General features: G+C 29.9%; 17 protein-coding genes. All 17 read right to left on the bottom strand.

The features are described from left to right. The 17 genes from EDB96_RS17365 to EDB96_RS17285 all read right to left on the bottom strand — a co-directional run bounded on the left by EDB96_RS17365 (position 1) and on the right by EDB96_RS17285 (position 15,875). Positions 1 to 555 (bottom strand): acyltransferase, encoded by a 555-nt coding sequence (locus EDB96_RS17365; protein WP_134142249.1) that lies wholly within the window; start codon positions 553 to 555, stop codon positions 1 to 3. 1 nt (position 556) lies between these two features. Beyond that, entirely contained in the window at positions 557 to 949 is a 393-nt protein-coding gene (locus EDB96_RS17360) for a MaoC family dehydratase (RefSeq protein ID WP_134142247.1), read from the bottom strand. Position 950: 1 nt separating this feature from the next. Then, positions 951 to 2,030, bottom strand: coding sequence for a DegT/DnrJ/EryC1/StrS family aminotransferase (locus EDB96_RS17355; RefSeq protein ID WP_134142245.1), 1,080 nt, complete (start codon positions 2,028 to 2,030; stop codon positions 951 to 953). Continuing rightward, positions 2,030 to 2,803, bottom strand: a complete 774-nt coding sequence (locus EDB96_RS17350; RefSeq protein ID WP_134142244.1) for an FkbM family methyltransferase — start codon at positions 2,801 to 2,803, stop codon at positions 2,030 to 2,032. Before EDB96_RS17350 ends, EDB96_RS17355 begins: the two co-directional genes overlap by 1 nt. Before the next feature lie 5 nt (positions 2,804 to 2,808). Then, a complete protein-coding gene (locus tag EDB96_RS17345) occupies positions 2,809 to 4,077 on the bottom strand; it encodes a polysaccharide ABC transporter ATP-binding protein (RefSeq protein ID WP_134142242.1) in 1,269 nt (422 codons plus the stop codon). After that, positions 4,077 to 4,943: an ABC transporter permease gene (locus EDB96_RS17340; RefSeq protein ID WP_134142241.1), complete on the bottom strand. Its 867-nt coding sequence runs from the start codon at positions 4,941 to 4,943 to the stop codon at positions 4,077 to 4,079. Before EDB96_RS17340 ends, EDB96_RS17345 begins: the two co-directional genes overlap by 1 nt. A 140-nt stretch (positions 4,944 to 5,083) precedes the next feature. Continuing rightward, positions 5,084 to 7,051 carry a polysaccharide biosynthesis protein gene (locus EDB96_RS17335; RefSeq protein ID WP_134142240.1) on the bottom strand — a complete coding sequence of 656 codons (1,968 nt, stop codon included), beginning with the start codon at positions 7,049 to 7,051 and terminating at the stop codon, positions 5,084 to 5,086. 84 nt (positions 7,052 to 7,135) lie between these two features. Then, the gene (gene rfbA / locus EDB96_RS17330; protein WP_134142238.1) at positions 7,136 to 8,020 is read right to left on the bottom strand and encodes a glucose-1-phosphate thymidylyltransferase RfbA; all 885 of its coding nucleotides are present in this window, start codon (positions 8,018 to 8,020) and stop codon (positions 7,136 to 7,138) included. Positions 8,021 to 8,097: 77 nt separating this feature from the next. Continuing rightward, positions 8,098 to 8,943, bottom strand: a complete 846-nt coding sequence (gene rfbD / locus EDB96_RS17325; RefSeq protein ID WP_134142237.1) for a dTDP-4-dehydrorhamnose reductase — start codon at positions 8,941 to 8,943, stop codon at positions 8,098 to 8,100. Then, positions 8,943 to 9,491 carry a dTDP-4-dehydrorhamnose 3,5-epimerase gene (rfbC, locus tag EDB96_RS17320; protein ID WP_134142236.1) on the bottom strand — a complete coding sequence of 183 codons (549 nt, stop codon included), beginning with the start codon at positions 9,489 to 9,491 and terminating at the stop codon, positions 8,943 to 8,945. The genes rfbD and rfbC overlap by 1 nt, the downstream gene beginning before the upstream one ends. A 14-nt stretch (positions 9,492 to 9,505) precedes the next feature. Beyond that, complete coding sequence (locus EDB96_RS17315; protein WP_134142234.1) at positions 9,506 to 10,633, bottom strand: DegT/DnrJ/EryC1/StrS family aminotransferase; 1,128 nt, start codon at positions 10,631 to 10,633, stop codon at positions 9,506 to 9,508. 1 nt (position 10,634) lies between these two features. Next, positions 10,635 to 11,054 carry a WxcM-like domain-containing protein gene (locus tag EDB96_RS17310; protein WP_134142233.1) on the bottom strand — a complete coding sequence of 140 codons (420 nt, stop codon included), beginning with the start codon at positions 11,052 to 11,054 and terminating at the stop codon, positions 10,635 to 10,637. After that, a complete protein-coding gene (locus EDB96_RS17305; protein ID WP_134142232.1) occupies positions 11,051 to 12,016 on the bottom strand; it encodes an MraY family glycosyltransferase in 966 nt (321 codons plus the stop codon). The genes EDB96_RS17310 and EDB96_RS17305 overlap by 4 nt, the downstream gene beginning before the upstream one ends. A gap of 9 nt (positions 12,017 to 12,025) precedes the next feature. Next, the gene (locus tag EDB96_RS17300) at positions 12,026 to 12,958 is read right to left on the bottom strand and encodes a GDP-L-fucose synthase family protein (RefSeq protein ID WP_134142230.1); all 933 of its coding nucleotides are present in this window, start codon (positions 12,956 to 12,958) and stop codon (positions 12,026 to 12,028) included. A gap of 48 nt (positions 12,959 to 13,006) precedes the next feature. Continuing rightward, positions 13,007 to 14,125 carry a GDP-mannose 4,6-dehydratase gene (gene gmd / locus EDB96_RS17295; protein ID WP_134142228.1) on the bottom strand — a complete coding sequence of 373 codons (1,119 nt, stop codon included), beginning with the start codon at positions 14,123 to 14,125 and terminating at the stop codon, positions 13,007 to 13,009. After that, a complete protein-coding gene (locus EDB96_RS17290; RefSeq protein ID WP_243839375.1) occupies positions 14,122 to 15,054 on the bottom strand; it encodes an NAD-dependent epimerase/dehydratase family protein in 933 nt (310 codons plus the stop codon). Before EDB96_RS17290 ends, gmd begins: the two co-directional genes overlap by 4 nt. Further along, positions 15,054 to 15,875 carry a glycosyltransferase gene (locus tag EDB96_RS17285; protein WP_134142226.1) on the bottom strand — a complete coding sequence of 274 codons (822 nt, stop codon included), beginning with the start codon at positions 15,873 to 15,875 and terminating at the stop codon, positions 15,054 to 15,056. The genes EDB96_RS17290 and EDB96_RS17285 overlap by 1 nt, the downstream gene beginning before the upstream one ends. Positions 15,876 to 15,953: the final 78 nt, after the last annotated feature.

The following is a 15,953-nucleotide window of genomic DNA, read 5'->3' as shown; positions in this document are numbered from 1 at the left end:
TCATTTTAATAACGGTAAAAATTGCAGCATATTTTTTCTTCTTTTCTTAATATACTTTATTGGAGTTCCAACATAAATACACCAAGAATCTAAATTTTTTGCAACTAATGAAATTGCTCCAACAGCAACACCTTCTCCAATAGTAACTCCTGGTAAAACAACACACCCAGAGCCAATTATACTATAACTTTCAAAAATCACTGGGCGATTATCTACATTTTTAAACTCATCTTCAATAGTTGGACCTGTTAAATAGTCCCCTGAATAATCATCACTACTAGAATATACTGAAGTTTTAGAACTTATACCTACAAAATCATTGATCTTAATTAATTCATTTCCTATTAAAGAAACATAACATGCTATATGGACGTGGTTACCTATTTCGATACCCTTTTCTCCTGCAGATATAATGCAAAAATCATCAATTCTTACATTTTCTCCTATTGATATATTTTGAGGTCTATAAATCGATGCTTTATCTGATATTAAAACATTTTTTCCTAAATTTTTGAATCCTATTTTTTCTAAATCTTCTCTACTTAAAAAAGCCATCTTAATATATTTTTAATCTTGCTATTCCATCCAAAATAATTTTACCCAATTGATTAAAACAAGTTGTTTTGATAAAAATATGATTCTTATTGTTAATTTCAATAACTTCTAATCTAGCTGTGATTTCATCATTGTAATAAACTGGATAAAAATATTTAACATCATGACTTAAATAAACACTGCCTGGTCCAGGTAATTCATTAGCAAACATAGTTGTTACCATTGTGAGAATAAGAGGTCCATGCACAATTGGTTTTTTAAAAATTGTTTTTGACGCATATATATCATCAAAATGAACTGGATTGTAATCTCCTGTTAATCTTGCATAGTCCACTACTGACTGCATATCAAATACTTTCTTTTTCTCAACAATCTGACCAATTGTTATTTTCATTTTATTTTAAAATATTTCTATTTATTAGATTTGTTATTATTTCTAAAGTAGTTATTTCTAATCCAAAAAATAACGGTAAACATAAAACTCGATTTGCTATACTCTCTGAAATTGGCATTGGAGTGCCTTTTAAATACTCAATAGTATTTAATGAGGGATAAAAATATCGTCTTGGGAAAATTTGGTTTTCATTTAATCTCTTTTCTACCCTTAACAACACCTCTTCGCTTTTAAAAATAACAGGATAATAACTATAGTTCCATTGCGTATTTTGCCTTATTTTCAAAATTTGAATCTGGGATAAATCTAAATTTGAATTATAAAAATCAACAACTTTTTTTCTTTCAGAAATTATGTTTTCGATATAAGGTAAAATAGACAGTCCCATAGCGGCTTGCAATTCTGACATTTTTCCATTTATACCTAATCCATAAAATGACAAAGGACCATTATGCCCAAAATTATGACTGTTAAACAACTTGTCATGTAAATTAATATCATTTGTAAACATTGCACCTCCTTCACCTGTATGAAATAATTTTGTTGCATGAAAACTGCAAGTACTTACATCACCATACTCAAATAACGATTTTCCTAAATAAGATACTCCAAAAGCGTGCGCTGCATCATAAATAACTTTAAGGTTATATTTTTTTGCTATATTTTCTATAATTTGAACATTACAAGGATTACCAAAAACATGAGTAGCTAGAATAGCTGTTGTTTTAGTTGTTATAGCTTCTTCTATTTTAGTTTCATCAATACTTAAATATTCAGGATGAATATCAACAAAAACAGGAGTGCAATTTTCCCACACAATAGCGGCAGATGTAGCAACATAACTAAATGGTGTAGTAATTATTTCACCATAGTTTCCTAATAACTTTAACGCTATTTGCAATGGTACAGTACCGTTATTAGCTGCAATAATATTAGAAATATTTAAATATTCCTTTAGTTTTTGCTCTAGCTCTAATACAAGTTCTCCGCGGTTTGTAAGCCATTGCTTTTCCCAAGCTCGTTTTAATTGCTTGTTATATTCTTCTAAAGGCGGTAAAAAAGTTTTTGTTACGTTGATCATTATATGATTCTTTGTGAGTCAATAATTCCATCTTTTTTTACAAAAACAAGTTCAACAAGCCATAATACTTTTATAGAAAATGGTCGATTGAGATCTGTTAACTCAAATAATCTATAACCATTTTCATCCATAAAATTTATTAATTTGAGAAAACTGTTATCAAACTTTTTATTAACAACACCAGCTTCTACCATAAATATTTCAGTTTTTCCAAAATAATTGCTCGCTCCTTTTAAAACTTCAATATCTAATCCCTCTGCATCTATTTTTATAATGTCTGGAACAGGAATCTCTCTTTGTGAAAGTAATTCATTTAATGTTAATACTGGAATTTCAATTTGTTTAAATCCAGATTCAATCGCTTCTTCTTTAGTGTATCTAAAAGAACAACTATCATCCCTATCCACAATTGTAAAAAGAAAAGACCCATTTTTCTCACCAGCTCCAACAGGATAAAACTGTACTTTAGGATTATCATCTAAAATATCTTGAAATGACTTTTTTAACCATTCTTGGGGTTCAAGCAAAGTATAATATGCATTTGGAAAATGCATTAGTGCTTCTCTAGTCCATGTACCATGATTTGCACCGACATCAACAATATGTTTGGGTTGAAAATTAAATGCTTTTAAAGTATTATAAAAATTGAATAATAAATAATCTTTTTCATTTGTCTTATTCAAATCAATAGTATTTGAAGGATTTATTTTAGATAGATTATAGCCCAATTTTTTTAAAATTAATTTTGCTGACTTTTTAATTTTGTTTTCCATGTTAATTAATTGACTTCAATTGACCAATCAAATTTTGGTTTAATAAACCCCGGCTCTCTTCCCATCCAAGAACCTAAAGGTCTTTCGCCTTCTTGAATAATAAATGAAATAATATCTTTTTCAACAAATATTGTCGCTTTTGAATCTTCAATTACGTATAAAGAAAGATAATATGTCCCTATGTTTAAAAAGCCTTCCGGCAGGCTGCATTTAATTTTATTTAATCCTTTATTTAATTTCAAATCTCCATTTACATGTGAAAATGTAAATAGAGCCTCTCCAAAATCGTTATTTAAAACAAAAGTTAAATGTAATTTTCTTGAATCATCTTTTAAAGTAAATAATGTGTTGATATCAATTTTTTGATACTCATCCAATGGATCTTCGGATAATTTTCCTACAGCATTTAAACTGATTTCATGAATCGTAAATTCTTTTTTATCATATTCAGATGAAAAAACTTTCTTATTCATTGATTCTGATCCATGACTTAAATAATAACTAACAGTATTTTCTACGCTTCCAGTCATTGCAACTTTACCATTAATTAAAACCATACCCTTAGTGCACAAACTTCTTACTGCTGCCATATTATGACTCACAAACAAAACAGTTCTTCCTTCTCCTCTTGAAATATCTTGCATTTTGCCAATAGCTTTTTTCTGAAATTCAGCATCACCAACTGCCAAAACCTCATCAACAACCAATACTTCAGGTTCTAAAAAAGCTGCAACAGCAAATGCTAAACGAACAGTCATTCCAGAACTATATCTTTTTACTGGCGTATCTATATAACGCTCACATCCTGAGAACTCGATAATTTCATCAAGTTTTGAAGTAATTTCTTTTTTGGTCATTCCTAAAATGGCACCGTTAAGAAATATATTCTCTCGTCCTGTCATTTCTCCATTAAATCCTGTCCCAACTTCTAATAAAGAAGCAATACGTCCTCTAGATTTAATACTTCCTGTTGTTGGCGCTGTAACCTTTGACAGAATTTTTAAAAGTGTAGACTTTCCAGCCCCATTCTTTCCAATAATCCCTAAAACTTCTCCTCGTTCAACTTCAAAATTAATGTCTTGCAAAGCCCAAACATAATCTGAAGTTCCTTTTGTACTACGATCATTTGTGTCTCCTACTTTTAAATACGGATCTTCTTTTCCTCGAATTTTATGCCACCATCGGTTAAAATCATGACTCAGAGTACCTGTTCCTACCTGTCCTAAACGATATTGTTTAGAAATATTTTCGGCTTTTAATATTATATCTTTCATTATACGGTATCTATAAAGCTTTTTTCTGTTCTATTAAAAACCAACAATCCAGAAAAAAAAACAACTACTGTAACTGCCATTGTATATACTAACCCTAAAATTGATACGTTACCAATATTTAAAAGCATATATCGAGAAGTTTCTATCACATACGCTAAAGGATTGTATTCAACAATCCAACCAAATTTTGGAAGTTTTTCTTTTATCAATTCCATTGGATACATTACGGCAGATACATACATTAAAAGCTGTACTCCAAAACCAACTAAATTATTTAAATCTCTATATTTTGTAACCATTGAAGAAATCATCATCCCCAAACCTAACCCTAAAATTCCCATGAATGAAATTAAAATTGGGAAAAATAATATAGATATATTTAACTGTAAATGGGCTCCTTGAAAATAAAAGAAAATGTAAAAGAAAATAAATATTCCAAATTGAATTCCAAACTTAATTAAATTTGAAATTACTATAGATAAAGGAGTTATAATTCTTGGAAAATAAACTTTCCCAAATATTCCCGCATTAGACTTAAAAGTATCTGATGTTCCTGTTAAGCAAGCTGTAAAATAATTCCAAACCATAATACCTGCAAGATTAAACAAAAACGGAGGAATACTTCCCGTCTTAATACCTGCAACATTATTAAATATTATAGTAAATGTAATGGAGGTGAACAAAGGCTGAATTAAGTACCAAAGCGGTCCCAAAACTGTTTGTTTATATACTGTAATTATATCTCTTTTTACAAAAAGCAATAGAAGGTCACGGTATTGCCAGATTTCTTTAAAATTAAGAGAGAAAAATTTATTTTTTGGTGTTATTTCAAACAACCATTCATTTTCAATATTAGACTTATCCATTAGATAGAACTATTAGAAGAAATCTTACTTACCTCTAAAATTAACAAGATTTTTAACATTTTAGCAATTATTTAAAAATACCAAAAGGTGTTTAAAAAACACCTTTTGCTCTATTTTAATTTATATATTATTAATGATAATTATTTATCTAAAACCTCAAAGGTAGAATTCATACTCTTAAACTCTGGAACAATTTTTTTCATTTTAGATACTATGTCGTCATTTTCATAAAAATCGGCAATTCCAATAAGTTCATCAACATCATTATGTAAATTTTCATACTCATCTTGTATTTCTTGGGCAATCATGATTTTATTATGATATGTTGGAAGAGTCTTAGAAGTATCATTTAATAATTCTTCGTATAACTTTTCACCAGGTCTTAAACCTACAATTTTTATTTTTATTTCTTTATCTGGTATAAAACCAGCCAATTTGATCATTTTCTTAGCCAAATCAATTATACGGACAGGTTTACCCATATCAAATATATAAATTTCGCCACCGTTCCCCATTGCTCCCGCTTCCAATACCAATTGACAAGCTTCAGGAATTGTCATAAAATATCGAATAATATCTTGATGTGTAATAGTAACTGGTCCACCTTCCGCAATTTGCTTAGTAAATAATGGAACCACCGAACCATTTGAACCTAAAACGTTACCAAATCGAGTTGTAATAAATTTTGTACCACCCTCAACATTTTCTTTTTGATTTTTCAAGAATAAAGACTGCACATATTTTTCAGCAATACGTTTACTTGCCCCCATTACATTACTTGGGTTAACAGCTTTATCGGTAGAAACCATAACAAATTTTTTCACATTATACTTACATGCTAAATCTGCTAAATTTTTAGTTCCTTTAATATTGGTTTGAATAGCCTGAGAAGGATTTTCTTCCATTAAAGGCACATGTTTATATGCCGCCGCGTGGAAAACAACATGTGGGTTATAACTTTTAAATACTTTTTCTAAGGCTTTTTTGCTTCTAACATCAGCAATTACTGCTACAATCTTTGCACTCAAATTCATAGCTTGAGTCTCTAAACACAAATTATGTAACGGTGTTTCTGCATGATCCAGAATAATGACATTCTTTGGATTAAAGTTTAGAACCTGTCTTACAATTTCACTTCCTATCGAACCAGCCGCTCCAGTAATCAAAATTGTTTTATCTTTTAATTGTTTAGAAATTGATTTACTATCTAGAACGATCGGTTTTCGTTCTAATAAATCTTCAATCTGAATATTCTTAACTTTTTGAGAAATTTCCTTTTGATTTTCCCAATCTGAAATTAATGGAACAGTGTAAACTCTGTAATTAAATTCTAAACATTGATCAACTATAATTAATTGCTCTTCCTTGCTCAAACTTTTATCTGCGATGATTACACCTTCCGCAGCAACAGATCTCATTAATGCAGGAAGTTTTTTCCTTAAAATTAGAATAGGAAGATCCAGCATACGTTTAGATGCATTCTGATTGTTCTTATCTACGAATCCCACGATTTTAAATCGAGAGGGAGTTTCAAATTTTAATGCATTTGCTACTGATATTGCATTGGCATCTGTACCATAAATTACAGTTCTAACAAGTTTAGTTGTAGCTTTTTCAGAGAAATACATTTCAAATGTCTGTTTAACTACAACACGATATAAAAACAGTCCACAAAAAGACAAAACTAAATTAATAAAAAGAGCAGTATTTAAAAAAGCTTTATGTCCCGTATACAATTCAAAGACTAAATTTATAAATAAGAAGAAAACTAGAACTGACATTTGAGAAAAAAGCAGTTTTATTGCATCAATATAAGAGGAATGCCTAATAATTCCCGAATAGGTTCTAAAAAGCCAGAAGAAAAATATATTTACTAGGATTAAACTTGCGACAAAATAAAAATCATGTGAAGTAATAATATAACCTATGGCGGTACCCTCAAATAGTAAATAAGTAAATGAAAATGAAAAAAACAAAACCATTACATCAATAGCAATGATAATCCATCTAGGTAGATAGCTCAGATTATTGATGTTTGCCCTAAGATTTCTTGGCGAAAAAGTTTTATACAACAAAGAAGTTATATTATTTGGTTTATCTGTATTCAATTGAGCTTTATTTAAATCTTGTAATATTTGTACATATACAAAAATACAAATTAAAGGTTTTAAATAATTATTTATAGATGTAAATTAAATTTTAACACCTTTTTTCTTTTGTTTTAAAAAATCTATGAGATACTTACCATAACCTGATTTAACTAATGGTAAAGCTAATTCTTCAAGCTGTTCATCATTAATAAAGCCTTGCCTCCAAGCGATTTCTTCAATACATCCAACCTTTAGGCCTTGCCTTTCTTCTAAAACCTGAACAAATTGACCTGCCTGCATTAAACTATTAAAAGTTCCTGTATCAAGCCATGCTGTTCCTCTGCTTAATATTCCCACTTTTAACTGACCTTTTTCAAGATAAACTTTATTTACATCTGTAATCTCATATTCACCTCGCGCACTTGGCTTAATATTTTTAGCGATTTCTACAACAGAGTTATCATAGAAATATAATCCTGGTACAGCATAATTAGATTTAGGTTCTAAAGGTTTTTCTTCAATAGAAATAGCATTTTTATTCTCGTCAAATTCTACCACCCCATATCTTTCAGGGTCGGAAACGTGGTAAGCGAAAACAACTCCGCCATCTGGATTAGCATTATCCTTTAATAATTGCTGCATATTAGTTCCAAAGAAAATATTGTCTCCTAAAACTAGAGCTACTTTATCTTTACCGATAAATTCTTCACCAATTACAAAAGCTTGTGCAAGTCCGTTTGGATTTGGCTGTTCGGCATAACTAAATTTACACCCAATTGTGCTTCCATCTCCCAAAAGTTTTTTAAAATGTGGCAAATCATGAGGAGTAGAAATAATTAAAATCTCATTTATTCCTGCCATCATTAAAGTTGACAACGGATAGTAGATCATAGGTTTATCATAAACCGGCATTAATTGTTTACTTACTGCTAATGTTAATGGGTGCAATCTTGTGCCAGAACCTCCAGCTAATATTATTCCTTTCATAAACTTAATTTTAGATTGTAGATTGTAGATTTTTAGATGTTTAATTTTTCAAACCTCTAGAATTCTAATCTAAGATTTTAAACAAACATTTTTTTTAAGCTTTCCTTATAATTTGGAATATTTAAATTATAAATTGCTTTTATTTTTTCTTTATTTAACAATGAAAAGCTTGGCCTTTTTGCTGGAGTTGGATAAGATGAGGATGGAATCCCTCCTACTTTGCAATTATAACTTCCAAGTTCTTTTATACTTAGTGCAAATTCGTACCAGCTAATTTCACCTTCGTTTGAATAATTATAAATTCCAGGAATCCATTTTGGTGATTCAATAATGTTAATCATTGCTTGAGCTAAATCGGCAGCATATGTTGGTGAGCCAATCTGATCATTTACAACTTTAATTTCTTCTCTCTCTTGCATTAATCGCTGCATCGTTTTTACAAAATTGTTTCCAAATTTGCTGTAAACCCAAGATGTTCTAATAATAATTGAATCTGGATTTTCTTTTAAACAAGCGATTTCACCAGCCAATTTACTTTCTCCATAAATATTTATAGGATTAGTTTCAGCTTCTTCATTTAAAGCGATGGACGAAGTACCGTCAAAAACATAATCTGTAGAAACATGAATTAATTTGACGTTATTTTCTTTAGCATATTTTGCCATTAACTCTACTGCCAAATGATTTACTTTAAAGGCCAAATCTTTTTCTGATTCAGCTCTATCAACAGCAGTATAAGCTCCAGAATTAAGAATAACATTTGGCTTAATTTCCTCTAATTGATTTTGAAGTAAATCTAAATCATCTAAAGTTATATTGGTTCTATCAGCAAATACCCATTCGTAGTTTGAATGTTTTTTAGCAATTACGTTTAATTCCGATCCTAATTGCCCATTTGCTCCTGTTACGAGAATTCTTTCCATTAAAATAGGCTATTACAGTTATCAATAAAAGGTAGAATTTGATCTTTCTCTGAAACAATAGCCTCATCTAAGTTCATTCCCCAATCAATATTAAGTGATGGATCATCATATTTTATTCCTCCTTCAGAAGCTTTATTATAAAACTGATCACATTTATACATCACTGATGCAGTCTCACTTATAACTGAGAAACCATGTGCAAAACCTTGTGGTACCAAAAGTTGTTTTTTATTATCTGCAGATAATAGAATACTAAAAGATTTTCCATAAGTAGGGGAATCTTTTCTCAAATCTACTGCGACATCAATAATTTCACCTTCTAAAACACGAACCAATTTAGTTTGTGCAAATGGCGGATTTTGATAATGTAGTCCTCTTAAGGTTCCTTTTTTTGAAAAGGATTGATTATCTTGAACAAATTCTATATTAATACCTAAATCTTCAAATTTAGTTTTACTGTAAGATTCAAAAAAATAGCCTCTCTCATCTCCAAACACAGTTGGTTCTACAATTACTAAGTCTTTAATAAATGTTTTCTCGATTTTCATTTTAAATATTCAAATTATTTAAAAAAGTTAAATATAACTTTCTTAATTCTAGTTTTATCTTCATTTGTTAAATTTGATCCAGATGGCAGACATAATCCCTTTTCAAATAATGTTTCGGCCACATTACTTCCATAATAAGGATATTTTTCAAAAATAGGTTGTAAATGCATTGGTTTCCATAATGGACGACATTCTATATTTGATTCATCAAAAGCAAGTCTTAAAATTTCCCTGTCTTGTTTTGTTTCTAACAATATTGTATTTAACCAGTAATTGGAAAAAAAATCGTCATTAAAATTATCAAAAAGTGCTGCTTTTTTAATTTCTTTAAAAATTTCTCTGTAAAAAAAATGGTTTTCTCTTCTTGATTTAATATTATCCTCTAATACTTTTATTTGTCCAAGACCTATACCAGCACAAATATTACTCATTCTATAATTATAGCCTATTTCGCTATGCTGATAGTGTATAACTGGATCTTTTGATTGTGTTGCAAAAAAAATTGCTTTTTCTTTTATTTCTTTAGAGTTAGAAATAATCACACCTCCACTTGATGTTGTAATAATCTTATTGCCATTAAATGATAGAATTCCTAAAGAACCAAAAGTGCCACATTTTTTTTGTTTGTAGCTACTACCTAAAGCTTCAGCACTATCTTCAATGATTGGAATACCATAACGATCTGCAACACTATGAATTTCATCAACTTTATAAGGCATCCCATATAAATGAACAGCAATTATAGCTTTTGGCTTCTTACCTTTTTGTATTCGATCTTTTATAGCATCCTCTAGATTCTGTGGACAAATATTCCAGGTTTCAGGTTCACTATCAACAAATACTGGAATTGCATTCTGATACAGAATTGGATTTGCAGAAGCAGAAAACGTCATACTCTGACAGATTACTTCATCTCCACTCTCAACTCCTAATAATACTAATGCCAAATGTATGGCAGATGTTCCAGAATTTAATGCAGCTACATATGATCCATTGTCAAAATAATCCTGAAGTTTATTTTCAAATTGATCAACATATGGTCCTCCAGAAGTAATCCAATTTGACATTAAGGCATTTTGAATATATTCTTGCTCAAAACCACTCCCCTCAGACAACGACAAATAAATTCTTTTATTACTCATTTTAAATTGGCCAATAATCTGACGGGTAACGCACATCATCCTCACTTACATTTGCCAGTGGCAATGTAGAAAATGACATTAATTTTGAATTTTCTTGTAAAGACTCGACAGCATTTACATAACCTGCAGGAATATGAACTATTTTACTATCCGATTCCGAAACATGAACGGTCTCAATAAATAAATCTTTAGAAGGACTATCCCAATTATCAATTTTGATAAAATGAATTTTAAAGGACCCTGAAAGACAATAAAAATTTTTCGCATCTAATTTATGTCCTTGCCAAGCACGGATTGGATTCTCCTTCGAGTTACTTATAATATAAAACCTTTCGATTTCCGAAAAACTGAAATCATTCACAAAAGAAATACTACCTCTCTGATCTTCAAACTTTCCTCCCTGAATTACTTTTGGTTTCATGCTTTTAATCTCAAATTACTTTTATTTAACAAATAAAACTTAAACGAATAAATAATAAGTAAAGGCAGAATTACTATTATAAAAATAATTAAATCATTATTTTTTTGATAAAGACTTACAACTAATAATGAGATTGCAGCTTGAATTAATCCATATAACAGCGCTACCAATCTGTGCTGTATTTTATATTCATTGCTTAGAATTTGATAAAAGTGTAAACGATGTGCTTCAAATATATTTTGTTTCAAATACAAACGATGCATAATAGTACAAATAGCATCAACCCCATATACTGCTAGAAATAAGAGCCAAATCAATGAATTTGTTGCGAGAATTAGTTTTAAAACGAGATAAATTACCCAAAATGCTATGGCAATACTCCCAACATCTCCTGCAAAACATTTTGCTTTTTTTCTATAATTAAAAAACAAAAAGACCAAACTTGCAATCATTGCATATTTTATAAAACTTCCGTCTGAAAATAGCTGAATATTTGAATTTACATACAGCAGAGATCCCATCACAGTTAAAGTATAGATACCAGTAATACCATTAATTCCGTCCATGAAATTATAAGCATTTATTAAACCGATAGTTAAAATGTATACAATAAATGTCCCCCAAATTGGAAAAAAATCAAACAAACCTAAATCAATAAAAATCAAAGTGATAGAAAGAAAATGAATTGAAATTCTAATCTTATTTGATAAACTTTGAATATCATCCCAAAAACTAACTAAACTCACAAGTGTTATTCCTGTAAAGAAGAAATAATTTGTTTGAATATGCTGAACAAAATAGATTAGCGCTGAAAACCAAAAAATAATCCCTCCTCCTCTTAAAGTTATTTCTGTATGAGAACTTCTTTGATTAGGTTTATCTATTATATTAAAACGATCTGCCACTTTAAAATAAAGCAGCATTATGATCATTAAAATAATTCCTAAAATTGTATATTCCATTTTATGAAATTATTCCCAATTAATATCTTTAATTTCATCGTAAACTTTCTGAATTCCTTCTTCTAAACTTGTTTTTGCTTTCCAGCCAAAACCATTTAATTTAGAGACATCCATTAATTTACGAGGCGTACCATCTGGTTTAGAAGTATCTGTTAAAATTTCACCTTCAAAACCAACTACTTTTTTAACCAAAATAGCTAGATCTAAAATTGAGATATCTTCTCCTACTCCGATATTTACTAATCCTTGTTCATTGTAATTTTCCATTAAATACAAACAAGCTTCGGCGAGATCATCTGCATGCAGAAATTCTCTTTTTGGACTTCCAGTTCCCCAAATTGTTACGGAAGTATCATTATTGCGTTTTGCAGTAATAAATTTTCTTAACATTGCCGGAAGAACATGAGAATTCTTTAAATCGTAATTATCATTAGGTCCATACAGATTTGTTGGCATAACAGAAATAAAATTACATCCAAATTGATCCCTGTATGCATCACACATTTTTATTCCTGCAATTTTTGCAATAGCATAAGGTTCGTTTGTAGGCTCTAGTTCTCCTGTAAGCATGTATTCTTCCTTTAATGGCTGAGGAGCCATTTTAGGATAAATACATGAAGAACCTAAAAACATCAACTTCTTTACATTGTTTAAGTAAGATTGATGAATTATATTATTTTGTATCATCAGATTTTCGTAAATGAAATCTCCTTTATAAGTATTATTTGCTATAATTCCTCCAACTTTAGCAGCGGCTAAAAAAACATAATCAGGTTTTTCTTCAGCAAAGAAATCTGCAACATCTTGCTGCTTTCTTAAATCTAACTCTGAAGAAGTCTTCAAAACAAAATTGGTATATCCTTTTGTTTTCAGTTGACGCAAAATAGCCGAGCCCACCATTCCACGGTGTCCAGCTATATATATTTTATCTTTTAAATTCATAATGACAATTGTAAATCAAGAATATAAATTTTTCTGATTTTATTTAAATTAGTACCTAATTGCAGATCTTACTTCATTTAACATCTTTTCTCTTTTAACATATTCAAGATCGGATATCATCATTTCTCTCACTAACCCAGCCAAATCATATTTAGGAACCCATCCTAATTTTGTTTTTGATTTAGTAGGATCACCAATAAGTAAATCAACTTCTGTTGGACGGAAATATTGTGGATCAACAGAAATTACTTGTTTACCTATCTGAATTTGATAGTCAGGATTATTGCATGATGCAACATATCCTTTCTCATCTACTCCTTCTCCTTTAAATTCTATCTCAATTCCAACTTCTGCAAATGACATTTTAACAAAATCACGTACATAGGTAGTTTCTCCCATAGCAATTACATAATCTTCTGCAACATCTTGTTGCAAAATACGCCACATAGCTTCTACGTAATCTTTCGCATGTCCCCAATCACGTTGAGCATCTAAATTTCCTAAGTATAAACAATCTTGTTCTCCCAAAGCAATAGCAGCTGTGGCCATTGTTATTTTACGAGTTACAAAAGTTTCTCCCCTTCTTGGTGACTCATGATTAAATAAAATACCGTTACAAGCAAAAATATTATATGCTTCTCTATAATTTTTTGTAATCCAAAAACCGTAAATTTTTGCAACCCCATAAGGTGAACGTGGATAGAAAGGTGACTGTTCATCATAAAGTCCTTTTTCATTTTTATTTTCAGCTAAACCACCATACAATTCAGATGTTGAAGCTTGATAAATACGAGTTTTCTTTTCTAAACCTAAAATACGAACCGCTTCCAAAATTCTTAGCGTACCAATTCCATCGACATTAGCAACATATTCAGGAGAATCAAAAGACACTTTTACGTGACTCATAGCCCCTAAATTATAGATTTCATCAGGTTGTACTTCTTGAATAATTCTAATGACATTAGTAGAATCAGTCAAATCTCCGTAATGCAGCTTAAAATTTACGTGAGCTTCATGTTGATCTTGATATATATGATCTATTCGTTGTGTATTGAAAGAAGAAGCTCTTCTCTTAACACCATGAACCATGTATCCTTTCTCTAATAATAGTTCTGCTAAATATGAACCATCTTGTCCTGTAATTCCCGTTATAAGTGCAACTTTCATTTTTTTATTTTTTTTATTTTTTTAAATGACTCAAAAGTCTTCAACAACCCCTCTTTTGACTTTACGGGAAAAGATTTCCCTAATTCTTTTACAATCTTTTCGTTACTAACAATGTAATTTTCTGTTAACTTCTGTAAACGTTCTCTATTTAATGGCAAACGCAAGACGTCTCCTAATTTAGCAATCGAATTAATAACTTTTCGTGGTAAATTTAATATTCTGTTTTTTTTTCCTAAACTTACCCCTAACAATTCCAGCAATTCATTGGTAGACAATGGATCATCATCTGCTACATTAAAAATCCCCGAAGGTATTCTCTCGTTTTCCATCAACTCTCTAATAGCAAAACAAAGATTTTCTATACTCAAAAAAGATCTTTTATTTTCAAATGCACCTAGTGGCCATGGTAAACCTCTTGAAACTAATTGATACAATAAATTCAGATTGCCTTTATTACCAGGACCGTGAATCATACAAGGTCTAAGTATGAAAACCCTTTTACCATCTGGCAATTTCTTATTCAATATATAATTTTCTGCCTGGTGCTTTGCTATACCGTAATGTGTTTTTGGATTTGGAATTTCATCTTCATTCAAAACGCCTTTTACTTCATCTGCAACTGCTTTTACTGTACTCATAAAAATAAAAACACTTGAACCTGAAATTAAAAAAGCATCAAATAACTGTTTAGTCAATTCAAAATTACTATCGTAATAATCTTGAGGTACAGAAACTTTTTTTAAATCGTGTGCCTTACCAGCAAGATGAATGATCACATCTGTATTAATTTCAAATTGTTGATTAGGCAAATAACGTGTACTTAATGGTACAATTTTATATGAGTCTTTTAAATAGAGTTTAAGATTTGAGCCTACAAATCCAGATAAACCGGTAATAATCACACTTTTATGTTGTATATTATTTATCACTATCTTGCAATTTTGTAGTAAATAAATTTAAACATAAAAAAAGGCATTACTCTAATTGGAATCTTAAAGAAAACCACCTTAAAAAAATCGGAATAATTAAAAAACCGAATACGCAAGAATTTTCTATACAAAATAAATTCATTTTTTGCATACTTAAGTCCCCATCTTCTTTTTATTGCTTCAGATCTATTTTCTCCTAGTCGAAACCATAAAACTTCATCTGGCACATTCCCAAATTTAAATTTTTTTAAGTATGCTCGCACAAAAAAATCATAATCTTCAGGAAAAACTGAAGTGTCATATCCTCCTAAAACATCATAAACTTCTTTTTTAAACAGAATAGTAGGATGTGAAAAAGGTGATCTAAGTTTAAGAAGATTTATCATTTCTGAATGTTCACAAGGAACTATTCTTTTTGAAATTATATCATCAATATCTTTACCAAATTCAATGATTTGTCCTCCAACGATATCTAATTCAAATTCATTTAAGGCTTTAATCTGTTTTTCAAATCTATCTTTAAAACAAATATCATCAGAATCCATTCTTGCTATTAGAGGGCAGGTTGCATTTCCAATACCCACATTAAGAGCATTAGCTAGACCTTTATTAATAGGCAATCTAAATATTTTTATTAGTGAATTAGTCGAGAAATATTCTAGTTGTAAGTTTATTTCATTACTAACATCTCCATCTACAACAATAACAATTTCCGATGGTAAATACGTTTGGTTTAGTAAACTCAGTACTGCTAAATTAAAATGATCTGGATTATCATTTTTATAAACAGACATGACAACACTTATTTTTAAATTTTGCATTTCTATTATATTAAAAAAAACAAATACTTGGACTTGTCTTTAATTTCTATCCTTTTTAAACATTAAAAATTTACGAAT

The organism is Flavobacterium sp. S87F.05.LMB.W.Kidney.N, from assembly GCF_004366435.1.
In the GTDB taxonomy this organism is placed as follows: Bacteria; Bacteroidota; Bacteroidia; order Flavobacteriales; family Flavobacteriaceae; genus Flavobacterium.
The sequence above is the reverse complement of the archived record's forward strand: the minus strand, read 5'-3'. Positions and strand labels throughout refer to the sequence as shown.